Genomic DNA, 23,801 nt, shown 5'->3' with positions numbered 1-23,801 from the left:
GATCAGCCGGCATCGTTCGGCGGCCAGTTCTGGGTCTTGATCCTGCTCGTCCATTCGAGGAAGTTGGCCAGATCTTCGAGTTCCCGTTCCGTCAGGTTGAACTGCGGCATCTGCCGCCTGCCTTCGATGCCGCTCGGTTGCGCGGCCATCCAGGCCTTCAGCGTCGCGCGGGCTGTGTCCGGATCGGTATCGCCGCCCCAGCGCTTCCACACATTGCCGACCTCGGGAGCGAAATAGGCGCCTTCCCCGAGTATCGTATGGCAGTTGATACAGGCGTTCTTTTCCCAGACGTGTTTGCCTCGCCCGACGGAATCCGAGAGCGTGGCTTCGTCCGTGGACGTGGTTCGCATGTAGTAGTGACTGTGGGCGGTAAGCCCGAGAAAGATTGCGAAGAAGAACGCGGAGCCGCCGTAAAAGACGTTACGTGCCCCGGTCTTTGTGAGGCGTTCTGCCATCCTCATGTCCCCTTTGTGCGGATGCCTTGCGGGTTGCTGCGGGGCCACATCCGCGAACGCGGACGATGACCCGTGAAGCTCCTATGAGCGGCTTTCCGGAAGCGTTCTTTGCGATTTACCAAACAAAAAAGCGTTGCCCGCGAAGTCCGCTGTTTTTCTAAGGGTAAGCATCTGCTTTCCTTGTGCCGGCAAGGGACAACGACGTATTTGCCCGAGGTCAGGCGATTGCCGCGTCGAAGGAAAGGGCGTGGCCCTAGAGAAGGGTGGCCAGTACGACCTTGCCCAGCGACAGGGCAGAGAAGAAGATCGGCCAGATCATCAGCGCGCGAGCCAGGTTGGGCCGCATCCCCCGCAGGTCCATGAAGTCGAGCACGATGAGCCGTATCTTGGCGATGGTCATGACGAGGATGACGACAAGTGCTGCCGCCGGTATCACCTCATGCTTCCATTGCGCGGCGATCAATGCGCCGACGATGCCGAGCACCATGATCCAGTTGGCGCTGCCGAAGAGTTTCGAATCGTCCATTCCGGCCTCCTAGCCCAGATAGATCAGGGGGAACATCACCAGCCAGACGATGTCGATGACGTGCCAGATGGTCGTCAGCGTGACGATCGTCGACCGCTCCAGCCTGATCGCCGCCAATACGAAGAGGACGGCAACGAACGCGACATGGGCGAGGTGGAAGCCGGTGATGAGGAAGTAGAGTTCGAAAAAAGTCTGCAGGTTCTCGTCCCCTGCCGCCGTCCATTCGGAACTGTACTCGGCGAATTTGAGGGCGACGAAGAGGAATCCCAACAATGCCGCGCCGAGCAGGAACAGGCGCTGCCGGCGAGGTTTTCCCTGGGAGTTGGCGGCAAGCGCCGCCTGCCAGCTGCTCGCCAGCAGCACGACCGTGTTGAGCCCCGCCAGCCGCGGCGCGAGATGGAGCTTTGCGAGCGTAAAACTTTCCGGGTGCAGCATGGACATGACGACATAGCCGGTCAGCAGGATGCCGAACGCCGCGAGTTCGCCCCAGACGAGCACCCAGAGAAGAAGGTCGCCGCCTTCATCCCTCTCTTCGCTGGTCGAGATTGCCGCCATTCCGAAACCTCCGGTATTCTTCCGTCCCGGAAAATGGAGGCAATACAGATCCGGCTCTTTGTCATATCGCAAAGAAACGGCAGATAGAGGGGGTAGGATGACGGCAAACCAAGGATTTGCCATGTCTGATGCACAAGTCGGCCTTCTGATGGCCGCCCCGATCATTGTCATATTCGCCATCGCCCTGAAGCGGATGGGTGTCCTGCAGGGCTACAGCTCGCTGGCGGCGGTCGTCTTTTCCGTGGCCATTGCGGGCGTTCTTTTCTGGCAACAGTAGCGGCCGTGTGATGACGCAGTTCCTGCTGGCTTTTGCGGCCTTCATCGCCCTGCATTCCATCCCGGCAGTCCCGAAGATCCGCGGCGCGCTGATCGGGTGGATGGGGTATGGAGGCTATATCGCCGCCTATTCCGTCGTTTCCACCGCGGCCCTGGCCTGGCTCTTCCTGTCCGCTCTGCGCCTCGACTACGTGGAAATCTGGCAACCGAGGCCGTGGCAGGCCTGGCCTGCCTTCGTGCTATCGCCGATCGGGCTCTTCCTGGTTCTTGCCGGCCTGTTCAGCCGCAATCCCTTCTCGATTTCCTTCCGTAAGGGAGGCGAGCCGGATGCGATCGTGTCCGTCACGCGCCATCCGGTTCTCTGGGGTTTTCTCTGCTGGTCGGTCGGGCACATTCCTGCGAACGGCGATCTGCGTTCGCTGCTTCTGTTCGGCGGCTTCGCCGCCTTTTCCGCCGGCGGCTTGTTCATGCTCGAAAAGAGGGCACGTCGATCGCTAGGCCCCGCCTGGCCGGTGGCCTCGTCGCAGACTTCCGTCATTCCGTTCGCCGCGGCGATCAATGGTAAGGCTGAAATTACAGTAGATATGCCGATCGCCGCCGCTGCGCTTTGCGCGGCAGCGTTGCTCGTCTGGCTTCTCGGCGGGGGACATGCGGTTTTGGTGGGCGCGGATCCGCTCCTGTTTTTTGGTGCCTGATCGCCTCGCGAGGCAAGTGCTCACGTTCGACCATGAGCCGTGTCGCGGGCACGCGCGACCCATGCGGCACCTTCGCGGGCATGATGAAAACCGTTCGACAAAGCGGCGGTGGGATAGATTTCGCGCAGCAGCATGATCGCCTCGTCCGCGTCCAATGCGTTATCGAGCACGGCGCGGTAGAGCTTTGCGACCGCCACCATGTCGCAGTCCTGCGGCGACAGGCGGACCGCCGAGATGCCGCATGCGGCCAGGCCGGCGAGCTCGCCCAGCAGGGCCTGGCAGGTGAGGGACACGGTCTGCACGCCGTTGAGCGCGAGGAAGGATTGCCGGTCAAGGGTGTTCACCGGCAGGCCGTCCGGATCTTCGCCGCAGACGAACTGGCAATTGTCCTTGATCTTGCCCTTGGATCTCGCATGAGCGCATCGCGCCGAGATGGCGAGCGGCATGCGGCCGAAGGCGAAGACCTCGAATGCGATTGCGGGCGCGTCGGCGACGATCTTCTCGACCGATGTGAAGGGCAATTCCGGCGGCAGGCAGATGCTGGTCGCCCCCCGGCCGGCGAGCAGCCTGGCCGTCGGCGCGTTGTAGACGTTGACCAATGGGCCGATGCTGTGGGGCTTGCCGTTCAGCAATCCGAGAGCGGAGAGGTCGTTGGCCTCGATTGCATGTTCGCTGTCGGCGACGAGATCCCGGATCTGCCGGCTTTCGCGCTCCAGGGTGACGAGCGACAGCGTCGAGAGGACTACGGTCTTGCCCGCGGCTTCCAGTCTCTCGATCACCTCGGCGATATGCGGTTCGATGAAATGCTGCCGCTTGGAACAGACGGTTTCGCCGATCACCACGCGTTCTACCGGCGCCTCGTCGGCGATACGAAAATGAAAATCGCGCCATTTGGGGCCGTCCCAGAGATAATAGACGGGCCCCATCGTCAGGGAGGGCGAGGTGGTGCGGTGCATGTTCATCTCCAGCGCTTCTCATAGGCGCCCGATGTGGTCTTCTGGCCTTCGCTGAGGCCACGCAGGCGCATCAGCAGCGCCGTTCGTTGCTCCGGTCCGGCCGACAGGGCCTTTTTCAGGATCGAGACCACTTCGGCGACATAGGCCTTGCCGCGCTGGCGGCCTTCGATCTTCAGGGCGCTGACGCCCGCTGCCGAAAGCGCGTCGATCTCGCCCATGACATCCAGGGAAACCGGGTCTTCGAATGCGTAGGCGGGGCTGTCGGCGATATCGAAACGACCCTTGCACAGGGTGGGGTAACCGGCCGCTTCGCCGGCTGGGAAGCGGTTGATCGTGTAGTCGCCGAGTTCGGACACCAGTTCCGTGCCCTCCTGGCGATAGCGCACATGGCTCGCCGGCGAGCAGACTCCGTTCATGTTGGGCGACTTCCCCGTCGCATAGGAGGAGAGCGAACAGCGGCCCTCGGCCATGACGCAGAGCCCGCCGAAGACGAAGACCTCGATCTCGCAGCGGATCTGCGGCGCGATGCGGGCGATGTCGGCGATGGTGAGCGTTCGCGGCAGGACGATCCGCTTAGCATGGAAGGCATCGACGAGGAAGTTGATCGCATCGACGTTCGAGGCGGAGGCCTGCACCGAGACATGCAGCCGCTGCTCGGGATAACGTTCGGCCACATGTGCCATAAGCCCGAAATCGGCAAGGATCAGCGCGTCAGCTTTAAGAGCAACGGCATCGGCGGCGGCGCGGTACCAGATCTCCTCGTCTCCGGCGCGCATGAAGGTGTTGAGGGCGACGAAGGTCTGGGTGCCATGCCGGCGGGCATAGGCGATCGCCTCGCGCAATTCCTGGCGGCTGAAGTTGAGGCCGGGAAAATTGCGGGCATTGGTTTCGTCGCGGAAGCCGCAATAAACGGCGTCGGCTCCTGCGTCGACGGCTTCGCGAAAGGCCGCCGGCGTCCCGGCGGGGCAGATCAGTTCCATTGGGAGGTCTCGTCGCTCAGTGCGCGGCGGCGGATATCCCGGCCCATCTTTCCGAAGAGGGGTGCGAGAGGACCGGCAAGCCTCGACAGGTCGCGCGGCAGATCGATGTCGGCGCCATCGAGCGCATTGCGCATCGCAAGCATGGCTTCCATGTCGCCGGTGACGGAGAGATCGCGAGAGAAGAACAGCGCGTCGGCATCGCAGCGGCCTTCGAGCAGGGCAAGCAGCAGGAAGAGCGGCCCTTCGACGGAGGCATCGGCGAGGTCCTGCATCGCCTGTTTCCGCGTGACGCGGATGGATGGCCCGGCCGGCTCCACGATGAAGGCGAGAGGCAGGTCGCTCGGAAGAAAAGCAAAACGTTTCGACTTGTACTCGCCCAGCCGTTCGAACAGGTCGGGATGTTCTTTCAGGACGCGCTGAAACAGCAGCCCTGCCGCTCGCTCGATCGCGGCAAGCGGCATGTAGGCCAAGGGGATGGCGAGTGCGCGGGGAAATTCCATGTTCATGCGTCCTGCTGAAATGCAGGCACAGGCTATCGATTGTGGGAGCGGCCGTGCTTGAGCCAGCGCAAAGAGGAACGATGGTTCTTTGAAAGGCCCGCGATCGGCGTCAGGATCCGCCGGATCGGCCTCTCCCACGAACGAATGTCACGGCCTCGTTCTGAACCTCGCCTTCGTTGTTGAGGACGGCGCGCCAGACCCGGTTTCCGAGACGAACGCTCAGGCGGGACGTTCCGATATCCTCGGCTTCGCCACGCTCGACCGTGCTTGTCACGAGACCCTGGCGGATTCTCTGCCGGAAATCGTCGCGAGACAGCCCGAACCGACCGGCAATCTCACCGGATTCCAGGATGAAGTCGCCGTTCGGGTCGCGTTCGATATGCATCGCTCTTCCTCAGGCCGATAATGTTGCGGCAAGGTTTGCCGCTTTCTCCACCTTCTACGACACCGATTGAAATCTTGGAAACAGCACTTCGTTTTCGAGATGCATATGGACGACGAGATCGTCGGTGAATTTGCGCAGCCCTGTATAGAGCGCCGTCCAGGATCTGCAGGCACCTTCGGGCAGGGCGAGGCCGCGCGTCACGTGCTCGATCGTCTGCAGATGCTGCGCTTCGTCTTCGTGTTCGTTTCGCATTTCGGCGATCGGGTGGGCAATCATTCGGCTGCCGCCGTGCTGCATCATCGGAAAGAGCACCTGCTCCTCCTTGATCATATGGCTTTCCAGTTCATCGCGGAGCTGTGCCAATGTCCCGGAAAGGCCGATCGGGGCGGAAGGATGGTTGCCGTGCACCCGCTCGACTTTCTGAGCGAGTGGAATGAGCCAACCCAGTTCCTCGCGATGGGCGGCGTGATATCTCGTGAGAATGTGCGAGATCAATGCCAGCGTTTCCTGCGGCGCATCCCGTCCCGATGCCTGTTGGAGGGCCTTGAGATCGGCGATCAGCGCGGCCGGCGCGAGACCCGCCTGTTCGGCGGCCATGGAGAGCGGTATGTCGCCGCCGCAGCAGAAGCTGATGCCGTGACGGCGGAAGAGCTCAGCGGCTCCCGGCAGTTCCGTGGCGATCGCTGCGACTGTCGTGTCTGGGGCAATTTCGGTCATGATGTACTCCTCGTCGATGATAATTTCAGGATTGTATTGCCGGCGATAGCTTTTGCGGCTCGGCGCTCTGCAAATGACTTGTCATGGCAAGGCCTCGTCGAGACCGAGCGATGCCCATATCCGGTCGACCTTCGCGATGATTTCGGGGGACATTTCGAGAACCCGGCCCCATTCCCGAGCCGTCTCGGAACCGATCTTGGTCGTGGCATCCAGCCCAAGCTTGCCGCCGAGGCCTGGCCGCGGAGAGGCGAAGTCGAGGTAGTCGATCGGCGTGTTGTCTGCGACCATGAGGTCGCGGCCGGCATCGAAACGGGTGGAAATCGCCCACATGATGTCCGGCCAGCTGCGGACATCGATGTCGGGATCGACCACGATGATCAGCTTGGTGTAGCTGAACTGCGGCAGCATGGACCAGAGGCCCATCATGATCCGTCGGGCATGGCCCGGATAACGCTTGTCGATCGACACCACCATGGTTCGATAGGAACAGGCTTCCGGTGGCAGCCAAAGATCCTGGATCTCCGGGAACTGGCGCCTGACCAGCGGGATGAAAATCTCGTTCATGGCTTCGCCGAGCCTCGACGGCTCGTCCGGCGGTCGTCCGGTATAGGTGGAGAGATAAACCGGATTGCGGCGCATCGTGATCGCCGAAAGGGAAAGCACCGGGAAGCTCTCGACGGCGTTGTAATAGCCGGTGTGATCGCCATAAGGTCCCTCGTCCGCCATCTCCGTAGCGGAAATCGTGCCCTCGAGGACGATCTCGGCCTCCGCGGGAACGGGGAGCGGTACGGAAATGGCGGGCGCAACCGCCTGACGCCTGCCTTTCAGGACGCCGGCAAAATTCAGTTCGCTCATTTTGTCCGGCAGCGGCATGACGGCGGCGAGGATTGTCGCCGGGTCGGCGCCGACAACGACCGCCACCGGCATGTCGCGGCCGAGCGCCTGCCACATCCTGTGGTGCCTTGCACCGCCACGATGAGCGAGCCAGCGCATGATCAGCCGGTCCTTACCGAGCTTCTGCATCCGGTAGACGCCGACATTGACATCCGCCGGATCGTCCGGCGCCTGGGTGATCACCAGCGGCCAGGTCACGAGGGGGGCGGGCTCGCCGGGCCAGCAGGACTGGATCGGCAGCCGGTCGAGATCGATATCGGCGCCTTGCCAGACGATCTCCTGGCACGACGGGTGCGAGACCGAGCGAGGGTTCAGCGAGAGCGCCGCCCTTAGCTGCGGAAGTTTTCGCCATGCGTCGAGCATCGATCTCGGTGGTCGCGGCTCGCGCAACTCGCTCAGGAAATCGGCAAGCCCCGTTATGCCGCCGGCTCCGAGCCCAAGGCCCCACTCTATTCTCTCGCGGGTTCCGAACAGGTTGGCGACGAGCGGGATTGCCAGGGTATTGCCGCGGGCATCGACCGGCTTTTCGAAGAGCAGCGCCGGCCCTTCTTCCACAAGGACCCTGCGGTGGATCTCGGTGATCTCATGGACCAGCGAAACGGGCTGCGAAATCCGCTTCAGCCGCCCCCTGCTTTCCAGAAGGACTACGAAATCCTGGAGATTGCCGTAGTGGCGGGGAATTGTGGCATCTGCTTTCATGTCCCCAGATTGAGAAGAAAGAAGCGGCTGTCTTTGCGCTTGCGCAAATGGATAAGAAGCCGCCAGCCTTGCTTAGAGCCTGTGGCCCGTCGCCTTGTCGAAGAGGTGAACCTGCTTCGCGTCGATCGAGATACCGACGGTGTCGCCGAACCTGACATCGATGCGCTCGCGGAAAAGGCAGGAGAGCTGCTCGCCGCCGCAATCGAGCTTGGCAAAGATTTCCGAGCCGGTGCCTTCGACAATCGCCGCGCGGCCCTGGATGCCCTGATCGCTGGCGCGGATGTGCTCGGGCCTGATGCCGTAGACGAGCGGGCGGCCGCCCGCCTTGGCCGGCGAGGCGTCGGCCGGAAGCGGCAGGATCATTCCCTTTTCGGTGCGGAAAACGCCTTCCTCGATCTTGCCGTCCAGAAAGTTCATGGCCGGCGAGCCGATGAAGCCGGCAACGAAGAGGTTGGCAGGCCGGTCGTAGAGTTCCAGCGGCGCGCCGACCTGCTCGATATTGCCGTCATGCAGGACGACGATCTTGTCGGCCATGGTCATGGCCTCGATCTGGTCATGCGTCACGTAGATCGTCGTCGTGCCGATGCGCTGGTGCATGGCCTTGATCTCGCTGCGCATCACCACGCGCAGTTTTGCGTCGAGGTTCGAGAGGGGCTCGTCGAAGAGAAACACCTGAGGATTGCGGACGATCGCCCGGCCCATGGCGACGCGTTGGCGCTGGCCGCCGGAAAGCTGGCGGGGGTAGCGTTGAAGCAGGTTTTCCAGGCCGAGGATCGCGGCCGCCTTCTTTACCCGCTCCGCGGTATCGGCTGGATTCGCCCGCTTGAGCTTCAGCGCGAAGCCCATGTTGTCCTCCACCGTCATATGCGGATAGAGCGCGTAGTTCTGGAACACCATCGCAATGTCGCGGTCGCGGGCCGGCAGGTTACTGACCTCGCGGGCGCCGATGCGGATCTCGCCGCCGCTGACCTCTTCGAGGCCAGCGACCATGCGCAGCAGCGTGGACTTGCCGCAGCCCGACGGGCCGACGAGAACCACGAATTCCCCGTCGGCGATATCGACGCTGAGGTCCTGGATGACGTTGACCGCGCCGAAGCGCTTCTGGATGTTGTGAAGGGTGACGGTTGCCATGAAATTCGATCCTGTTTGTGAGCCTGCTCAGCCGCCCTTGACCGCGCCGGCCGTCAGGCCTGCGACGATCTGCTTCTGGGCGAACAGGGTGAGTACCAGCACGGGGAGGGTGACGATCAGCGCGGCCGCGGCGAGCGGTCCCCAGCTGACCTGTTCGAAGGAGAGCATGTTGTAGACGGCCACGGGCAGCGTTCGCGTGGTGCGGCTTGCAAGCACGATGCCGAAGACGAAGTTGTTCCAGGAGAAGATGAGCGCCAGGATGAAGGCGACGACGATGCCGGGCTTGGCGATCGGCAGAGCCACGAGGCGGAACACCTGCCAGGGCGTCGCGCCGTCGATGCTGGCAGCCTCCTCGAGTTCCATCGGTGTCGTCTCGAAATAACCGATCATGATCCACACGACGATCGGCACGGTGACGACCAGGTGGATGATGATCTGCGGCCAGAGCGTGCCGAGCAGGTTCAGCCACTGGAACAGCAGGAAGAGCGGAATGAGGAAGGAAAGGCCGGGCGTCATGCGGGCGATCATGATGACCATCGCGGCCTTTTCCGCCTTCAACCGTGCGATGCCGTATCCCGCCGGCACGCCGATGATGAGCGCCAGCAGCGTCGCGGCCCCCGTCACCAGCACGGAATTCCAGAAATACAGGAAGAAATTGTTCTCGCGGAACACATGCACATAATTCGACCAGGCGAAGTTTTCCGGGATGAGGATCGGCGGATAGGCGCCGTTGTCGATCTCGTATTTGAGCGACAGCGAGATCATCCAGAGGAAGAACAGCACGACCGGCGACACCATGACGAGGGCCGCGAACAGGAGGCCGATGCGATCGAGCGTCTTGCGTCTGATGAGGGGGCGTTTGGTGAGGGCGTGTTCCATCAGCGCGTCTCCATGTCCGACCAGTTCGTCCGCGCGCGGACCATCATCAGCAGGAAAGAGAGCGCGACGATGATCACGAAGAAGACGACCGCCATCGCCGAGCCGTAGCCGATGTCGTAATAGGCGAAGGCGGTGTTGTAGAGGTAGATGTTGATCGTCTCGGATGCCGTGCCCGGTCCCCCTTGCGTCATCGCGTAGATGATGTCGAAGCTCTTGATCGCGTCGATCGAGCGGATGATGACGCCGATCATCAGGAAGGGCGCGATCATCGGAAGTGTCAGATAGCGGAATTTCTGCCAGGCGTTGGCGCCGTCGATCTCGGCGCTCTCATAGGGTTCGCGGGGAAGTGCGGCGAGGCCGCCGAGCACGATCAGCATGATCAGCGGCGTCCATTGCCAGGTCTCGACGAGGACCAGCGAGGGAATGACGCTGTAGCGGTTGTAAATCCATTCCTGCGGACCGATGCCCATCAGCGACAGCAGATAGTTGAGGACGCCGAGCTGCGGATGGTACATCATGGTCCAGACGAGTGCGATGGCGACCGGCGTCGCCATCATCGGCATGACGAAGACGCCGCGCAGGAAACCTCTCCCCGGAAACTGAGCATCGAAGATAAGTGCTGCGAGCGTGCCGAGAAACAGCGGTGCCACGACCGCCAGCACCGTGAAGATCAGCGTGTGCCAGAGCGATTCCCAGAAGCGGAAATCGGTCGCCAGCCGGATGTAGTTGTCCAGCCCGGCGAAGGTCTGCTCCTGTCCCAGCGTCCAGCTGTTCACGCTCATCCACAGGGTGAAAACCCACGGGAAGACGATGACCGCGCCGATGACGATGAGGGCGGGAACGACGAAAGGCCAGTAGTTGGGAGCAAGCCTGCTCGGCTTGCTCCTCTTGTTACCGGTTTCCGTCCGTGCTGTTTCGATGCTCACGGAGGCCATTATCCCTCGCTCTTGGCAAGGACCGGTTCGAACTGCGCCGTTGCCGTCTTGAGTTCGGTTGCCGGGTCGGCGCCGCCGATCATGTTGGTCAGGCCGACACCGTAGATGTCGCGGAATTCCGTGACCGGGATGATGACCGGCAGTGCAAGCTGCGAGACCTTGCCGGAAGCGGCGACCGCATCCACCCATGCGCTGGGCATGGTGACGCCCTTGCGGACTTCCGCATCGGCTAGGATCGACTGGCGGAAGGGAACGCCGGCGCCGGCCTGCAGCAGGCGTGCGCCCATCTCCTTCGAGATGACCCACTGGCAGAACAGATAGGCCGCTTCCTTCTTCTGGCTGCCGGCGGTGACGCCGATGCCGTCGCCGAAGGTGGCGGCCGCCTGCGCCTTCGGTCCCTTCGGCATGACGCCGTAGCCGACCTTGCCGACGACACGGGACTTCTGCGGGTCTTCGAGCGGCGGAGCAAATCCGACGCCATCCAGCCACATGCCGACCTTGCCCTGCAGGAAGGCAGACTGGGCTTCCGCCCAGTTGAAGCCGGAGATGCCGGCCGGGGCCGACTTGGTCATCAGGCGCTGGTAAAGCTTGGCGGCTTCGACGGCCTCGTCGGAGGTCGTGCGCAGTTTGCCGTCAGGCCCAAGAGCCGTCGCGCCGTAGCCGAGCATCAGCGCCGTCCACACCGGAACGTTGGCGTTCTTCAGGCCGCGGGCGACGAAGCCGTAGGTATTGGTGGTCTTGTCGGTCAGCGCTTCCGCTGCCGCTGCCATTTCATCGAAGGTCTTCGGATAGGCGAGGCCCTTCTTCTCGAAGAGTTCCTTGTTCCAGTAGACGATCCAGTAGTCGACCGAGAAGGGCAGGGAGCGCAGCTTGCCGTCCTTGTCCTTGGCAAAGGTGAGGCCGGCTTCGGCGAAATCGCTTTCGCTCAGCGACGGGTCGGTGAGCGTCGGATCCTTCAGGAAGCCGCTGATATCGGCAAGCCAGCCGCCCTTTTCGAACTGGCGCTTCTGGACGTGGTAGCTCAGGTGGATGACGTCGAAGCTCGGCTTGCCGGACGAGAGCTCGATCGTCGCCTTCTGGCGCTGCTGCTGTTCCGGGGTCGCTTCGGCATTGACCTTGATGCCGGTCAGGGCCTCGAACTCGGCCAGGTACTTGATGATCGTATCGCCGCGCGGGCTTTTGACGAGGTTCACTTCCAGCGTGGTGCCGGCGAAGCGCTTCCAGTCGACGGCGGCCGAGGCCGGACGCGAACCGACCAAACCGGCGGCGCCGAGCGCGGCCGAACCGGCCAGGAAACTGCGGCGGGTGGGCTTCCAGAACGAAGATGACATGCTATTTCCTCCTCCTAATGCGCCGGATACCCTTGTCTCCGGCTGCTTTTTCTAAAGTCTGATCGCGCGATCCCTCGCGTGATTGATATGGGCGACGAGTGCTGCGACCGCTTCCTCCACGGAGCGTCGCTCGATCGCCTCGAGCACTTTCAGATGCTCGTTCATAACGGGGCCGACCCGGCCGTCGATGCGGAATCGCTCCTGCCTGATCAGCCGCATCTTGATGGAATTCACCCGGTAGACGTTCGAAATGATGGTGTTGCCGAGCGCGTCGATAAAGGCGTCGTGCATGCCCCAGTCGACCGCCTGCGCATGGAGTTCCAGCTCGCGGCTGTCGTTGCCGCCCTGGATCGCCTGAACGATCTCGCGATGCTCTTTCAAAAGCCTGGCGATCGCCTGGTCCGGGGCCGATTGGGTGAACAGTGCAACGGCTTCCTTTTCCAGGAAGAGGCGAAGCTGGAAGGCTTCACGGATGAGGTTGAGGTCGATATGGGCGATCTGCAGGCCGCGCTGTGGTACGGTCTTGATCAGTCCCTCCGCCTCCAGCCGCGGCACGAGTTCGCGGATTGCGCCCAGCGTCAGGCCCGTCAATTCCACCAGCCGACGTTGGGAGACGAACTGGCCCGGGCGAACGTCACGCGCCAGAAGATGGCGCGTAAAGCTCTCGTAAGCCTTCTCCCTCAGCGTTGGCTGCTCCTCGACCGGACTTTCCGTGGGGCGCGCCTGATCCATGGTCTTCAGGCCGCCTTCGAACGGAACAGGGTGTCGAAGGCCGACACCAACAGGCGCTGACCCTCGTCGGTGATCGAAAGAAGCGGCGGCCGCACCGTCAGCCAGGACGGATCGTTCGAAAGATGGGCGATCATCACCTTCACGGCCGGAATGACGGGATATTTCAGCAATTCCACGACAAGATCGACGACCCGCTGATCGTCCTCGCCATCCACGGCCATACGCCGAACTTCGCGCGGGGCGAAGTTTGCGACGCCGGAGATCGCACCCTGTCCACCGAGACGCACGCCCTGGGCCAGATGCCGCTCATCGCCGATCAGGATGATGAGGTCGCCATGTTCCTTGAGGAGCTTTTCGGTAAAGGCCCACTCGCCCCCGGAATCCTTCACCCCTGTGACAATGCCGGGAAATGCTTGGCGAAGCCGGCCAATCAGCGCGTGGCTCAGCGGCACCATCGTGACCGACGGGATGTGGTAGACGATGATGTCGCGGGCCTTGTCGCCCAAAAGGGCGAAGACCGTGGAGAACCAGCCGAACAGGCCTTCGTCGCTGACATTCTTGAAATAGGAGGGCGGGGCCAGAAGAATGTTGCGCGCACCCGCCGATAGGGCGTGTGCCGCCTGTTCTGCGGCATCCTCAGCCGCATCGACGAGAACACCCGCAACGATCTCGCGCGGCGCGATGCCGCCCGAAATCATGGCAGCGAGCACCTTTTCCCGTTCGCTATTGCCGATCGAGGCGCCTTCACCGGTCGTGCCGAAAACCGTGACGCTGTCGCAGCCGGCATCGAGGCTGCGGCGAGCTTGGGTGACCATCGCGTCGAGCACGATCTTGCCGTCTTTGTCAAAAGGGGTCGCGAGTGCGACGGAGAGCCCGAAACGCATATTGGTTTATTTATCCTCCCAGTGTCCTTCCAACATTTGCATACTGACATGTTAGAAATCAAGTAAGTAATTTGATAGGAGTTGAGGGGCGGGCCTTGGCTACTGTTCGTTGGTGGGTTTCGAGGGACGTTCGGTCATCGCCACATCCCTCGAGGTCGCGTCAGCTCAGGTCGAGGACGAACCGTTGTCCGCCCATGTTCACTTCGATCCTGCCCGGCTCGGCGACCGGGATCAGTCCGCACAACGTGCCCGTCGTCATCACCTGTCCCGCCTTGAGCATGGAGAAGGAAGTGAGCTGTTTCTGGTTCGCCAGCACGACCATGGTCTTCAGCGGGTCGCCGTCGGAGTGCGCCGCCGGCTTGTCGAAGCCGGACTGTCCGTCGATGAAAACCGACAGCTGACCGATCGATGCGCCTTCGTCGAGCAGGCTCCGGTCCAGCGGCGGGCCGAGGACATAACCGACATTGCTCATCATGTCGGCGGCGGCGAGGGCCGGATCACCCCGGGAACCGCCCTGGTAACGGCTGCGAAGAAGTTCCACGCCGATCCGCACCGAACCGATCGCGTCGACGATATCCTTGCGTGTCACTTCGCCGTCGCGGGCCACGACATCCTTGTCGAGCACGAAGGCCAGTTCGACTTCCAGCGAGATGCCCGGCTGATGGGCATGGCTGGTTTCTTCGTCGACGGACAGAAGCGGTGCGCTCTGGCAGAAATCCCCCTTCAGGGTGAGCTTGGTGCCCTTGAACGGCTGGCCGAGCGCGCGAAACACGTCCGTCTGCACGGCATAGGCATCCGCCAGCGGCAGCCCGAGAAAGGGCTCCGGGTCCAGCACGGTCCTCGACAGGATGGAGTTTCGGATGGCACTCGCGAGGCGGGCGGGGAGGGTGTCCGCAGGCATGTCCGGCATAGGTTCAGTTTCCTTGGTTTGAGGTGGAAGCCCAGGGGCATCCGCAATTAGTACCAATAGCCGAGCTTTCAAGCATCCCAATAAAATCAATGGATTTTGCACGCTTCAAAATATGCCGACGGCAGTCGCGCATCCCTTCCTCCATCGCCAATCCTCAAGCGCAACATGCCGCACCCGGCGGCTGATGTAAATATATATTTGACGACTGATACCTACACTGATTATATCAGTTCTATAACGAGGAACCTGTTCATGTTGAATGCAGCGCTGAAGGGCATTGTTGCCGCCTCCGTCACGCCGGTGACGGCCGAATTCCGTATCGATACCCTCCGGCTGAAGACGCATATCGATCATCTCCTGGCAAACGGCTGCAGCTTCATTTCCACGTTCGGCACGACGGGCGAAGGCGCATCCTTTTCGACTGTCCAGAAGCTCGAAGCTCTCGAAACGCTGAAGGCAGGCGGGGTGGATATGGGCCGTCAGATCCCGGCGATCATGACGGCGAGTTTCGACGACGCGGTAACCTCGCTGATCGCCTATGGAAAACTCGGCTGTCGCGCCGCGCTCGTCCTGCCGCCCTTCTATTACGGAGCGAGCGAGGATGGTATCGTAGCTTTCTTCGATGCGCTGATCGAACGGACCAGGACGCATACGGAAATCGACCTCGTGCTCTACAACATCCCGCAGCTCAGCCGTGTCCGCTTCACGCAGCCGCTGGTCGCGGCCCTGATGCGCAAGCATGGCAGCCGCATCGTCGGGATCAAGGATTCGACCGGGGATCTCGACAACGGACTGATGCTGGTGAAGTCGTTCCCGGGGCTTGCCGTCTTTACGGGCGACGACCGGGTTCTGCCGACGCTCCTCAAAGCTGGAGGCGCCGGCATGATCGGCGGCATGCCGAACGTCTTTGCCAATGATCTGACGGCGCTTTACGACGATCCCGACGATGCGGGCCTTCTGGAGAAGCAGTCGCGGCGCATCGAGGCAGTGGATGCCTACGGATCGCTCGTTGCCCTCAAGGCGGCTCTTGCCCATTATCGCAACGACGAAAGTCTGGCATATGCGGTGCCGCCTCTGGTTGCTCTCAATCAGCGCGATCGTGCTATGCTCATTGAATTGTTTGAGCGGACGGGTTATCGCGCCGCTGCTTGACCCGCCCGGTACTGCCGGCGATAGGAGACAGATGAGCGTACGTACTGCACCGCCCGGCACTGGACAGCCAGACCTTCGCTCGGTCAAACAGATCGCCTACGAGCGGTTTCGCGAGGCGCTGTTCGATGGCTGGCTGCGGCCGGGTCAGTTCGTGTCCCAGCGGGAACTCGTCGCTCTTCTCGGCCTTTCGATCGGCGCTCTGCGCGAACTCCTGCCGCGTCTGCAATATGAAGGCCTCCTGGTGGTCATGCCGCAGCGAGGCATCCAGATCACGCAGATCGACCTCTCGATCATCCGCCAGGCTTTCCAGGTGCGTATGGCGCTGGAGCGCGAGGCCGTGCTGACGGCCGTCAGGCGGATGCCCGACGCTATCCTCGACGAGCAGGCCAGGCTTCACCAGTCGATCCTCGACGAGGTCCGCAATGCCCCCTCGCGGGATGTCTTCGAGCGCGGCCAGAAGGTCGACGACGGGTTTCACAACCTTCTCGTCGACTCGACCCAGAACGACCTGCTGATCCAGGCCTATGCGGTCAACGCGATCCGCATGCGGCTCATCAAGCTCGACAGGATCAGTCTTTCCGAGCAGGTCCTGCCGCCGGCCTTCGCCGATCATCTGGCAATCATCGACGCCATCAAATCCCGCGATCCGCATGCGGCGGGCGACGCCATCGACCGCCACATCATGCATGCCCGCGAGCGGGCGATCGAGCTCTGACGGGCGGCGGCCCGGCATTTAAATCCTATAGGTCGTTTCCCAGTCCGATCTCGGTTGTCCGCGTACGGTGGTCCGGCCGGAGACGCAGCGAAGCCCTCTCCAACCCCTCCTTACAGGTAGAGGGGCTCCACGCCCCTAGGCTCATTACGCGATCCTCCTGGCCGCGGGGGATGGGGCATGGGAGAGGGCGGCATTTTGGATTGACAGGTGTCGTAAGACATCATATCTCTTGGATCGCGATTATCTATCTGCCGGGAGGAGACCGGCAATCCAAGGGAGGACGGCCATGACGCCGCTATCGAGAATAATGGGACCGGTATTGCTGGGTTCCGCTCTGTTTTTCCAGCCTGCCTATGCCGAAACCCCACCCAATATGCTGGTCGTCGGTTTCTCGATGACCAATATCCTGACGCTCGATCCCGCTGCCATCACCGGCAAGGAGACCGTACAGGTTCTTACAAACATATATGACAACCTTGTGGCGCTCGATGCCGTCAATCGCGCCCAGGTCAATCCGCAGCTGGCGGAAAGCTGGACGATCGCCGACGACAACGGCTCGATCACCTTCAAGCTGCGCAAGGGGGCGACCTTCGCTTCCGGAAACCCGGTCACTTCGGCGGACGTGGTCTGGTCCTTCAAGCGGTTGATGAAGCTCAACCTGGCGCAGGCGTCATTCCTGAAGACCCATGGCTTCTCTGCCGCCAATGCCGATGCAAGCTTCACCGCTCCGGACGACGGCACGGTCGTCATCAAGCTGCCGAAGAAGGTCGATCCGCAGGTCATCGTGCAGACGCTCGGCATCGTCGGCCCAGGCTCCATCCTCGACACGAAGACGGTCATAGAGCACGACAAGAACGGCGATATGGGCGCCGCCTGGCTCACCAACAACTCTGCCGGCTCCGGTCCGTTCACGCTTGGCCAGTGGCAGTCGAACGAGCGCGTCACGCTCGAGCAGAACCCGAAATACTGGGGCGAGAAGCCGGCCATGCGCCGGATCATGATGCGTCATCTGGCCGAATCGCAGAGCCAGCGGCTGATGCTCGAAAAGGGCGATATCGATATCGCCTTCTCCATGTCGGCGGCCGACCTCAAGGCGCTCGAGAGCAGCAAGGACGTCAAGATCCAGACGAATGGCGGCAGCGGCTTCTATTATCTGGCAGTCTCCATGAAGGACGAGAAGTTCCAGAAGCCGAAGGTTCGCGAGGCGCTGCGTTATCTCATCGACTACCAGGGCCTGAACGACAGCGTGCTGCCCTATTTCGGCAAGCTGCGCGATCGTCCGGTTCCGGCGGGCATTTTCGGCGCCTTGCCGAATGCGGGCTACAAGCTCGACGTCGCGAAGGCCAAGGCGCTGCTTGCCGAGGCCGGTTATCCGAACGGCTTCCCGACCACGTTGCGCGCCATTTCCGACGTGCCGTTCATGAGCCTTGCGACCGCCATCCAGGCGACGCTGGCACAGGCCGGCATCAAGGCCGAGATCGTCACCGGCTCCGGCGACCAGATCTACGGCGCGATGCGCGAACGCAAATATGAGCTTCTCGTCGGCCGCGGCGGTGGCGGCCAGTTGCCGCATCCGGACTCGAACTTCCGCGCCATCGTCTACAATCCCAACAATGCGGATGAGGCGAAGCTGACGAATTTCCAGGGCTGGCGCACGTCCTTCTATGATGAGAAGATCAACAAGATGGTCGATGATGCTCTCGTCGAAGGCAACAAGGACAAGCAGACCAAGCAGTATCAGGAGATCCAGACCTATTACGCGGATATGGTGCCGGCGATCCAGCCCTTCTCCGAAGTGGTCGACAGTGTCGGCTTCCGGGCCGACATCAAGGGTCTTGAGCTGAACCCGTCCTGGTCCACACAGCTTCGCACCGTCAAGAAAGAACGATAATCGTCGGCTGCCGCGGCGTCGGCCTCCTGGTCTGGCAGCGCCGCGGCATCCGGTACGGTTCTGAGGAAGTCCCATGAACAACGAGCGTCTCACCGCTTTCACGCGGCAGGCCGGCACCATATTGGCAACCCTTCTCGGGTTGCTGATCCTGACCTTCTGCATCGGACGGCTGATGCCCGTCGATCCGGTCCGCGCCATTGTCGGCGAAGAGGCCGACCAGGCCACATACGACACGGTCGCGGAACGGATCGGCGCGAACCTTCCTCTCTACCAGCAGTTCTTTCGCTATGTGAGCGATTTGGCTCACGGCGATTTCGGGACGTCGATCCGGACAGGACAGCCGGTCATCAACGACATCCTGCATGTCATGCCGGCAACGATCGAGCTTGCGACATTCGCGATCATCGTCGGGGCGGGCCTGGGCATTCCGCTCGGCATTCTGGCAGCCGTGCGCCGCAACCGGCCGGTCGACCACATCATCCGGTTCCTCACCCTGATCGGCCATTCCATGCCGATCTTCTGGACCGGCATGATCGGCCTGATCATCTTTTACGCGGCGCTGGATCTGGTCGGCGGCGGTGGCCGCCTGTCGGATTATTACATCGGCCTCGTTCCGGAAACGACCGGCTTCCTGCTGATCGACTCGATCATCGCCGGCGACTGGGAGGTCTTGCGGGATGCGGTCAACCATCTGCTGCTGCCGGCGAGCATCCTCGGCTATTCGTCGATGGCCTATATCACCCGCATGACCCGCAGTTTCATGCTGGACCAGCTGAACCAGGAATACGTGACCACGGCGCGGGTGAAGGGGCTCTCGAAGGGCCGCACCATCTGGCACCACGCATTCGCGAATATCCGGGTGCAACTGGTGACGATCGTGGCGCTCGCCTATGGCAGCCTGCTGGAAGGAGCGGTCCTCATCGAGACCGTGTTCTCCTGGCCGGGCTTCGGCCAATACATCACCAACAACATGCTGATCGGCGACATGAACGCGGTGATGACCTGCGTGCTGCTGGTCGGTATCATCTTCATTGCGCTCAACCTGCTTTCCGACGCACTTTACAAGATCTTCGATCCGAGGACGCGGTGACATGGCAGCTCAATCTCTCGACATGCAGGACGTGGCCATGAACGGTACTCGCTCAAACCCAAATTCGGCCTTCCGCCGGCTGCTGGCCGTCATCCGCGAGCTTCTCGGCAACCCGTCTTCGGGCTTCGGCCTCGTCGTCATCACCATTCTGGTCCTGACGGCGATCGTCGCGCCGCTGATCGCTCCCTATGACCCGAATGTCATCGATCTCGGCAATACGCTGAAGCCGCCGAGTGCCGAGCACTGGTTCGGGACCGACGAGCTCGGCCGCGACATCATGAGCCGCATCATCTACGGCACGCGCATCAGCCTGACGATCATCACCATCGTGTCGGTGATCGTCGGCCCGATCGGGCTGCTGGTCGGCACGACGGCCGGTTATTTCGGCGGCTGGTACGACACGATCATGATGCGTATCACCGATATCTTCCTGTCCTTCCCGAGCCTCATCCTGTCGCTCGCCTTCGTCGCAGCCCTCGGTGCCGGCCTCGAAAATGCGATCATCGCCATCGGCCTCACCACTTGGCCGCCGATCGCCCGCCTCGCCCGCGCCGAAACGCTGACCTTCCGCGGCGCCGATTATATCTCGGCCTCGCGCATGCAGGGCGCGTCGTCACTGCGCATCATCGTCAAGTCGATCATGCCGATGTGCCTGCCTTCGGTCCTGGTGCGCATCACGCTTTCGATGGCGACCGTCATCCTGACGGCCGCCGGCCTCGGCTTCCTGGGGCTCGGCGCCCAGCCTCCGCTGCCCGAATGGGGGGCGATGATCGCCACCGGCCGGCGCTACATGCTGGACAACTGGTGGCTGGTCGCCTTCCCGGGCGGTGCCATCCTGCTCGTCAGCCTTGCCTTCAACCTTCTCGGCGACGGCCTGCGCGACGCGCTGGATCCGAAACAGCGTTAGGATTTCCCCATGGACAACAGCCAGGCACTTCTGAAGGTCGAAAATCTCCGCGTCAGCTATCGCAGCGGCAAGGTCTACAATACCGTCGTCAAGGGCGTTTCCTTCGATCTCGGGCGCGAGCGGCTCGGCATCGTCGGCGAATCCGGCTCCGGCAAGTCGACGATCGGCCGCGCGCTGCTGAAGTTGCTGCCGACCGCGAAGATCGAGGCCGACCGCATGGATTTCAGCGGTACCGACCTCATCTCCGCCAGCGAAAAGCAGATGCTGACGATCCGCGGCCGACGCATTTCGATGATCCTCCAGGATCCGAAATTCTCGCTCAACCCGGTGCATCGCGTCGGCGACCAGATCGCCGAGGCCTACCGCGTCCACAGCAGGGCATCGGCCCAGGCGGCGAAGCAGAAGACGCTGGAAATGCTGGAAGCGGTGAAGATCCGCGATCCGGAACGGGTGTTCGGCCTTTATCCGCATGAAGTGTCGGGCGGCATGGGCCAGCGCATCATGATCGCCATGATGCTGATCCCCGAGCCGCAGATCATCATCGCCGACGAGCCCACATCCGCGCTCGACGTCACGGTGCGCATGCAGGTCCTCAACATCCTGAACGAGCTGGTGACCAACAAGGGCATCGGCCTCATCATGATCAGCCACGACCTCAACCTGGTGCGCAATTTCTGCGACCGGGTTATGGTCATGCGCCATGGCGAGGTCGTCGAGGAACGGGCGGCCCGGGACATGCGCAACTGCACGCATCCCTATACCCAAGGGTTGCTTGCCGCACAGCCGCATATCGGCGGCAGCCGTAAGCCGCTTCCGGTCCTGAACCGCCAAACCATCTCCCCAGAGGCCAAAGAGGTGCGCGCATGACCGCCATCGACGTCCGCAATCTCTCGATCGATCTCGGCTACGGTCTGGCAAAGAAGCGCATTCTCGGCGACGTCTGCTTTTCGGTCGAGGCCGGCGAATCCTTCGGGCTCGTCGGCGAGTCCGGTTCCGGCAAATCGACCATCCTGCGCTGCATCGCCCGCCTCCTGAACGTCTGGGAGGGCGATATCCAGCTCGAGGGGCGGTCGGTCAACGACATGCCCTTCGTCGAATATTGCCGTGCGGTCCAGATGGTGTTCCAGGATCCCTACGGTTCGCTCCATCCGCGCCAGTCGATCCGCACGGCGCTTCAGGAGCCGCTCCGCATCCATCGCATGGACCGCCAGGTCGAACGCATGGAGCGGGCCCTGATCGATGTCGGTCTCGATCCGGCCTTCCTGTCGCGTTTTCCGCACGAGCTTTCCGGCGGCCAGCGCCAGCGCGTGGCGATCGCACGCGCGCTCATTCTCGAACCGCGCATCCTGCTTCTCGACGAGCCGACCTCGGCGCTCGACGTCTCGGTGCAGGCGGAAGTGCTCAATCTGCTCGCCGATCTGCGTGCAAAACGCAACTTGACCTATCTCTTCGTTTCCCATGATCTTGCGGTGATCGATCATATGTGCGAGCGGCTGGCGGTAATGCAGCATGGTCGCGTGGTCGAGGTGATGAGCCGAGACGTGCTGGCGACAGGTCAGGCCAAGGATCCCTATGCCCGGGAACTGATCCAGGCGAGCCTCGAATACGACCAAGCTGTCTGAGTTTCACATCCGAGACGCCATGGAGTGCCCGATGACAGCCGAAGCCCCATCCGCTACCTGGCGCCGCAGGGAGACCCTGAGTTCGCAGGTCGTGCGCACGATCGCCGAGCGTATCAAGCTTGGGGAATATCCGCGCGGGTCGAAGCTTCCGACCGAAAAGGCGCTGATCGACGAACTGGGCGTCAGCCGGACGGTCGTCCGGGAGGCGATCGCCAATCTTCGTGCAAGCGGACTCGTCTCGATCCATCACGGTATCGGCGTCTTCGTTCGTCAGGATGCGGGTGTGGCGCCGTTCCGTCTTGGCGACGAAAACCTGATGCTGGTCGAAAACCTGGTGAAGGGGCTCGAACTGCGCATCGGCATCGAATCGGAAGCGGCAGCACTTGCCGCCGACCGGCGGACCCAGGCGGATATCCAGGCCATGACCGCGGCCTGCAAGGCGATGGATGCTGCCGTCCGCCGTGCAAGCCGGGATACGCAGGCGGATTTCGATTTCCACCGCGCCGTTGCCACCGCCAGCCATAACGAGCATTTTTTCCGCATCTTCAACTATCTCGGCGAGACCCTGATGCCCCGCATGCGGCTTTCGACCCATGCGGTCGATGACACGAGCCTTTCCGTGCATCTCGCGCGCGTCAATGAAGAACACCGTGCCATCCTCAAGGCAATCGAAGCCCGTGACGTGGAAGGCGCGCGCGGGGCGATGCGCAAGCACCTGGGCGACAGCCGAGACCGGATGCTCGAACGGCTGCGGCAGGAGAAATGATCGACAGCGAGAACATGTCCAGCCTCGCAGCGAGGCTGCGCGACAACCTCTCGTTCGACTGGCATTTCCGGCCGGCGGCGGAAGGCTTTTCCGACTGGAAGGACCGTACACGGAACAAGATGCGGCAGGCACTCGGCGTCGGGCGGATCGCGCCCGCAAGCGCCTCGGTCCTCACGGAGTGGGCTGAAGACGGATGCAGGGCCCAAGAGCTCGAACTTGGCTTTTCGAACGGCGAAACGACGAGAGCCTATCTCCTTCGCCCGGATACAAATGACGTTACGCCGGCCGTGCTGCTCCTGCACGACCACGGCTCGCTCTTCTCGATCGGCAAGGAGAAGATGATCCGCCGCTCCGGCGAGGCTTCCGAGATCGCAGCGGATACGGATCGATGGGCGGCGAAACTTTACGGCGGCCGGCATGTCGGCAACGAACTCGCCCGGCGCGGTTACACCGTGCTCTGCGCCGACGCGCTCGGCTGGGGCAGCCGGAAAGGCAACGGTTACGAAGCGCAGCAGGCGCTGGCCGCCAATCTCATGCAGTTCGGGGTTTCCTACGCCTCCGTCATCCTGCTCGAGGACATCGAGGCCATGGCATGGCTTGGCGCGCTGGCCGGCGTCGATGGAAGCCGTGTGGCGAGCTTCGGCTATTCGATGGGCGGCTCGCGCGCCTGGCAGGCGGCCGCACTTTCGGACGATGCCAGCGCCTGCGTCGCCGGCGGCTGGATGGGGACGCTGCAAGGCCTCATGCAGCCGGGCAACAACCAGCTTCGCGGCCAGTCGGCCTTTTCCATGCTGCATCCGCCGATCGCGGGAAAGATCGATTATCCGCATTTTGCAGGCCTCGCCGCGCCGAAACCCACGCTGATCTTCAGCGGTGCCGAGGACCGGCATTTTCCGAAGCCTGCCGCCTTGGCGGCGCAGGAGCAACTTCATGCGATCTGGGCGGCCGCCGATGCGGAGCGCTGCCTCGAAACGAGGCTTTGGCCCGGTGCTGCTCATGCATTTCCGGTTGACCAGCAGGACCATGCGATGGACTGGCTCGATCGGATGATGTGAGGTGGGTTGGAAGGCAGGTCCTTCGCGAAAGCGGGGTTGGATCTGGTCGAGGCCGAGTATGCGGTGAGGCACCCCCCTCTGCCCCTCCGGACACCTCCCCCTCAAGGGGAGATCACCGATGGGATGCGAGGCGGAGCGGCGGTCTTAACCCTCCCCCTTGTGG

The 23,801-nt window shown here is 62.4% G+C and carries 27 protein-coding genes; 11 read left to right on the top strand and 16 right to left on the bottom strand.

Annotation, left to right across the window (positions count from 1 at the left end; all coding sequences use genetic code 11):
- Positions 1-2: 2 nt before the first annotated feature.
- The 3 genes from C5J26_RS26345 to C5J26_RS26335 form a co-directional block, all read right to left on the bottom strand.
- Positions 3-455, bottom strand: coding sequence for a c-type cytochrome (locus tag C5J26_RS26345; RefSeq protein WP_105404461.1), 453 nt, complete (start codon positions 453-455; stop codon positions 3-5).
- A gap of 253 nt (positions 456-708) precedes the next feature.
- The gene (locus C5J26_RS26340; protein ID WP_105404460.1) at positions 709-981 is read right to left on the bottom strand and encodes a cytochrome C oxidase subunit IV family protein; all 273 of its coding nucleotides are present in this window, start codon (positions 979-981) and stop codon (positions 709-711) included.
- A gap of 9 nt (positions 982-990) precedes the next feature.
- Positions 991-1,536, bottom strand: coding sequence for a cytochrome c oxidase subunit 3 (locus C5J26_RS26335; RefSeq protein WP_105404459.1), 546 nt, complete (start codon positions 1,534-1,536; stop codon positions 991-993).
- A gap of 121 nt (positions 1,537-1,657) precedes the next feature.
- On the opposite strand from C5J26_RS26335, the gene C5J26_RS26330 reads away from it, so the two are divergent.
- A complete protein-coding gene (locus tag C5J26_RS26330) occupies positions 1,658-1,813 on the top strand; it encodes a hypothetical protein (protein WP_167551678.1) in 156 nt (51 codons plus the stop codon).
- 10 nt (positions 1,814-1,823) lie between these two features.
- Positions 1,824-2,507, top strand: a complete 684-nt coding sequence (locus C5J26_RS26325) for an NnrU family protein (protein WP_105404458.1) — start codon at positions 1,824-1,826, stop codon at positions 2,505-2,507.
- A 20-nt stretch (positions 2,508-2,527) separates the two neighbouring features.
- Here the strand turns inward: C5J26_RS26325 and C5J26_RS26320 are convergent, their stop codons facing one another.
- The 13 genes from C5J26_RS26320 to C5J26_RS26260 all read right to left on the bottom strand — a co-directional run bounded on the left by C5J26_RS26320 (position 2,528) and on the right by C5J26_RS26260 (position 14,440).
- Positions 2,528-3,463 (bottom strand): U32 family peptidase, encoded by a 936-nt coding sequence (locus C5J26_RS26320; protein ID WP_371681953.1) that lies wholly within the window; start codon positions 3,461-3,463, stop codon positions 2,528-2,530.
- Positions 3,464-3,465: 2 nt separating this feature from the next.
- Positions 3,466-4,443, bottom strand: coding sequence for a peptidase U32 family protein (locus C5J26_RS26315; protein ID WP_105404456.1), 978 nt, complete (start codon positions 4,441-4,443; stop codon positions 3,466-3,468).
- On the bottom strand, positions 4,434-4,943 hold the full coding sequence (locus C5J26_RS26310; protein WP_105404527.1) for an SCP2 domain-containing protein: 510 nt from the start codon (positions 4,941-4,943) through the stop codon (positions 4,434-4,436). Before C5J26_RS26310 ends, C5J26_RS26315 begins: the two co-directional genes overlap by 10 nt.
- A 109-nt stretch (positions 4,944-5,052) precedes the next feature.
- On the bottom strand, positions 5,053-5,328 hold the full coding sequence (locus C5J26_RS26305) for a DUF6522 family protein (RefSeq protein WP_038546230.1): 276 nt from the start codon (positions 5,326-5,328) through the stop codon (positions 5,053-5,055).
- A gap of 54 nt (positions 5,329-5,382) precedes the next feature.
- Positions 5,383-6,045, bottom strand: coding sequence for an iron-sulfur cluster repair di-iron protein (gene ric / locus C5J26_RS26300; protein ID WP_105404455.1), 663 nt, complete (start codon positions 6,043-6,045; stop codon positions 5,383-5,385).
- An 81-nt stretch (positions 6,046-6,126) separates the two neighbouring features.
- A complete protein-coding gene (locus C5J26_RS26295) occupies positions 6,127-7,638 on the bottom strand; it encodes a UbiD family decarboxylase (RefSeq protein WP_105404454.1) in 1,512 nt (503 codons plus the stop codon).
- 72 nt (positions 7,639-7,710) lie between these two features.
- Complete coding sequence (locus C5J26_RS26290; protein WP_105404453.1) at positions 7,711-8,769, bottom strand: ABC transporter ATP-binding protein; 1,059 nt, start codon at positions 8,767-8,769, stop codon at positions 7,711-7,713.
- A gap of 27 nt (positions 8,770-8,796) precedes the next feature.
- Positions 8,797-9,618, bottom strand: a complete 822-nt coding sequence (locus C5J26_RS26285) for a carbohydrate ABC transporter permease (RefSeq protein ID WP_172746103.1) — start codon at positions 9,616-9,618, stop codon at positions 8,797-8,799.
- A 29-nt stretch (positions 9,619-9,647) separates the two neighbouring features.
- Positions 9,648-10,583, bottom strand: coding sequence for a carbohydrate ABC transporter permease (locus tag C5J26_RS26280; protein WP_105404451.1), 936 nt, complete (start codon positions 10,581-10,583; stop codon positions 9,648-9,650).
- Positions 10,583-11,914 carry an ABC transporter substrate-binding protein gene (locus C5J26_RS26275; protein WP_046666286.1) on the bottom strand — a complete coding sequence of 444 codons (1,332 nt, stop codon included), beginning with the start codon at positions 11,912-11,914 and terminating at the stop codon, positions 10,583-10,585. Before C5J26_RS26275 ends, C5J26_RS26280 begins: the two co-directional genes overlap by 1 nt.
- Before the next feature lie 51 nt (positions 11,915-11,965).
- On the bottom strand, positions 11,966-12,646 hold the full coding sequence (locus tag C5J26_RS26270) for a GntR family transcriptional regulator (RefSeq protein ID WP_105404450.1): 681 nt from the start codon (positions 12,644-12,646) through the stop codon (positions 11,966-11,968).
- Positions 12,647-12,651: 5 nt separating this feature from the next.
- Complete coding sequence (locus C5J26_RS26265) at positions 12,652-13,530, bottom strand: dihydrodipicolinate synthase family protein (protein ID WP_105404449.1); 879 nt, start codon at positions 13,528-13,530, stop codon at positions 12,652-12,654.
- 160 nt (positions 13,531-13,690) lie between these two features.
- A complete protein-coding gene (locus C5J26_RS26260; protein ID WP_105404448.1) occupies positions 13,691-14,440 on the bottom strand; it encodes a hypothetical protein in 750 nt (249 codons plus the stop codon).
- A gap of 252 nt (positions 14,441-14,692) precedes the next feature.
- Here C5J26_RS26260 and C5J26_RS26255 point away from each other — a divergent pair, with 252 nt between their 5' ends.
- The 9 genes from C5J26_RS26255 (at position 14,693) to C5J26_RS26215 (ending at position 23,638) form a co-directional block, all read left to right on the top strand.
- Entirely contained in the window at positions 14,693-15,592 is a 900-nt protein-coding gene (locus C5J26_RS26255) for a dihydrodipicolinate synthase family protein (RefSeq protein ID WP_172746086.1), read from the top strand.
- A gap of 31 nt (positions 15,593-15,623) precedes the next feature.
- Positions 15,624-16,307 (top strand): GntR family transcriptional regulator, encoded by a 684-nt coding sequence (locus C5J26_RS26250; protein WP_105404446.1) that lies wholly within the window; start codon positions 15,624-15,626, stop codon positions 16,305-16,307.
- Between the two features lie 286 nt (positions 16,308-16,593).
- Positions 16,594-18,198, top strand: coding sequence for an ABC transporter substrate-binding protein (locus C5J26_RS26245; protein ID WP_172746083.1), 1,605 nt, complete (start codon positions 16,594-16,596; stop codon positions 18,196-18,198).
- Between the two features lie 73 nt (positions 18,199-18,271).
- Positions 18,272-19,288 (top strand): ABC transporter permease, encoded by a 1,017-nt coding sequence (locus C5J26_RS26240; protein ID WP_046634007.1) that lies wholly within the window; start codon positions 18,272-18,274, stop codon positions 19,286-19,288.
- A 22-nt stretch (positions 19,289-19,310) separates the two neighbouring features.
- Positions 19,311-20,195, top strand: coding sequence for an ABC transporter permease (locus tag C5J26_RS26235; RefSeq protein ID WP_371674862.1), 885 nt, complete (start codon positions 19,311-19,313; stop codon positions 20,193-20,195).
- A gap of 9 nt (positions 20,196-20,204) precedes the next feature.
- A complete protein-coding gene (locus C5J26_RS26230) occupies positions 20,205-21,062 on the top strand; it encodes an ABC transporter ATP-binding protein (protein ID WP_105404444.1) in 858 nt (285 codons plus the stop codon).
- Entirely contained in the window at positions 21,059-21,817 is a 759-nt protein-coding gene (locus tag C5J26_RS26225) for an ABC transporter ATP-binding protein (RefSeq protein ID WP_105404443.1), read from the top strand. The genes C5J26_RS26230 and C5J26_RS26225 overlap by 4 nt, the downstream gene beginning before the upstream one ends.
- Positions 21,818-21,848: 31 nt before the next feature.
- Positions 21,849-22,583 (top strand): FadR/GntR family transcriptional regulator, encoded by a 735-nt coding sequence (locus tag C5J26_RS26220; protein ID WP_105404442.1) that lies wholly within the window; start codon positions 21,849-21,851, stop codon positions 22,581-22,583.
- Positions 22,580-23,638 carry a dienelactone hydrolase family protein gene (locus C5J26_RS26215; RefSeq protein WP_105404441.1) on the top strand — a complete coding sequence of 353 codons (1,059 nt, stop codon included), beginning with the start codon at positions 22,580-22,582 and terminating at the stop codon, positions 23,636-23,638. Before C5J26_RS26220 ends, C5J26_RS26215 begins: the two co-directional genes overlap by 4 nt.
- The last annotated feature ends 163 nt before the right edge of the window (positions 23,639-23,801 follow it).

The sequence above is a fragment of the Neorhizobium sp. T7_12 genome (genome assembly GCF_002968535.1).
In the GTDB taxonomy this organism is placed as follows: domain Bacteria; phylum Pseudomonadota; class Alphaproteobacteria; order Rhizobiales; family Rhizobiaceae; genus Neorhizobium; species Neorhizobium tomejilense.
This window is presented reverse-complemented; position numbering and strand designations above follow the sequence as displayed.

What these genes read in the sequence shown, in the direction of transcription:
- C5J26_RS26320 (WP_371681953.1), bottom strand. Translation starts at nt 3,463, where the DNA reads ATGCACCGCACCACCTCGCCCTCCCTGACGATGGGGCCCGTCTATTAT.
- C5J26_RS26275 (WP_046666286.1), bottom strand. Translation starts at nt 11,914, where the DNA reads ATGTCATCTTCGTTCTGGAAGCCCACCCGCCGCAGTTTCCTGGCCGGT.
- C5J26_RS26250 (WP_105404446.1), top strand. Translation starts at nt 15,624, where the DNA reads ATGAGCGTACGTACTGCACCGCCCGGCACTGGACAGCCAGACCTTCGC.
- C5J26_RS26225 (WP_105404443.1), top strand. Translation starts at nt 21,059, where the DNA reads ATGACCGCCATCGACGTCCGCAATCTCTCGATCGATCTCGGCTACGGT.
- C5J26_RS26325 (WP_105404458.1), top strand. Translation starts at nt 1,824, where the DNA reads ATGACGCAGTTCCTGCTGGCTTTTGCGGCCTTCATCGCCCTGCATTCC.
- C5J26_RS26305 (WP_038546230.1), bottom strand. Translation starts at nt 5,328, where the DNA reads ATGCATATCGAACGCGACCCGAACGGCGACTTCATCCTGGAATCCGGT.
- C5J26_RS26215 (WP_105404441.1), top strand. Translation starts at nt 22,580, where the DNA reads ATGATCGACAGCGAGAACATGTCCAGCCTCGCAGCGAGGCTGCGCGAC.
- C5J26_RS26230 (WP_105404444.1), top strand. Translation starts at nt 20,205, where the DNA reads ATGGACAACAGCCAGGCACTTCTGAAGGTCGAAAATCTCCGCGTCAGC.
- C5J26_RS26220 (WP_105404442.1), top strand. Translation starts at nt 21,849, where the DNA reads ATGACAGCCGAAGCCCCATCCGCTACCTGGCGCCGCAGGGAGACCCTG.
- C5J26_RS26255 (WP_172746086.1), top strand. Translation starts at nt 14,693, where the DNA reads ATGTTGAATGCAGCGCTGAAGGGCATTGTTGCCGCCTCCGTCACGCCG.
- C5J26_RS26280 (WP_105404451.1), bottom strand. Translation starts at nt 10,583, where the DNA reads ATGGCCTCCGTGAGCATCGAAACAGCACGGACGGAAACCGGTAACAAG.
- C5J26_RS26260 (WP_105404448.1), bottom strand. Translation starts at nt 14,440, where the DNA reads ATGCCGGACATGCCTGCGGACACCCTCCCCGCCCGCCTCGCGAGTGCC.
- C5J26_RS26270 (WP_105404450.1), bottom strand. Translation starts at nt 12,646, where the DNA reads ATGGATCAGGCGCGCCCCACGGAAAGTCCGGTCGAGGAGCAGCCAACG.
- C5J26_RS26330 (WP_167551678.1), top strand. Translation starts at nt 1,658, where the DNA reads ATGTCTGATGCACAAGTCGGCCTTCTGATGGCCGCCCCGATCATTGTC.
- C5J26_RS26310 (WP_105404527.1), bottom strand. Translation starts at nt 4,943, where the DNA reads ATGGAATTTCCCCGCGCACTCGCCATCCCCTTGGCCTACATGCCGCTT.
- C5J26_RS26315 (WP_105404456.1), bottom strand. Translation starts at nt 4,443, where the DNA reads ATGGAACTGATCTGCCCCGCCGGGACGCCGGCGGCCTTTCGCGAAGCC.
- C5J26_RS26245 (WP_172746083.1), top strand. Translation starts at nt 16,594, where the DNA reads ATGACGCCGCTATCGAGAATAATGGGACCGGTATTGCTGGGTTCCGCT.
- C5J26_RS26295 (WP_105404454.1), bottom strand. Translation starts at nt 7,638, where the DNA reads ATGAAAGCAGATGCCACAATTCCCCGCCACTACGGCAATCTCCAGGAT.
- C5J26_RS26290 (WP_105404453.1), bottom strand. Translation starts at nt 8,769, where the DNA reads ATGGCAACCGTCACCCTTCACAACATCCAGAAGCGCTTCGGCGCGGTC.
- C5J26_RS26345 (WP_105404461.1), bottom strand. Translation starts at nt 455, where the DNA reads ATGGCAGAACGCCTCACAAAGACCGGGGCACGTAACGTCTTTTACGGC.
- C5J26_RS26240 (WP_046634007.1), top strand. Translation starts at nt 18,272, where the DNA reads ATGAACAACGAGCGTCTCACCGCTTTCACGCGGCAGGCCGGCACCATA.
- C5J26_RS26340 (WP_105404460.1), bottom strand. Translation starts at nt 981, where the DNA reads ATGGACGATTCGAAACTCTTCGGCAGCGCCAACTGGATCATGGTGCTC.
- C5J26_RS26235 (WP_371674862.1), top strand. Translation starts at nt 19,311, where the DNA reads ATGCAGGACGTGGCCATGAACGGTACTCGCTCAAACCCAAATTCGGCC.
- C5J26_RS26265 (WP_105404449.1), bottom strand. Translation starts at nt 13,530, where the DNA reads ATGCGTTTCGGGCTCTCCGTCGCACTCGCGACCCCTTTTGACAAAGAC.
- C5J26_RS26335 (WP_105404459.1), bottom strand. Translation starts at nt 1,536, where the DNA reads ATGGCGGCAATCTCGACCAGCGAAGAGAGGGATGAAGGCGGCGACCTT.
- ric (WP_105404455.1), bottom strand. Translation starts at nt 6,045, where the DNA reads ATGACCGAAATTGCCCCAGACACGACAGTCGCAGCGATCGCCACGGAA.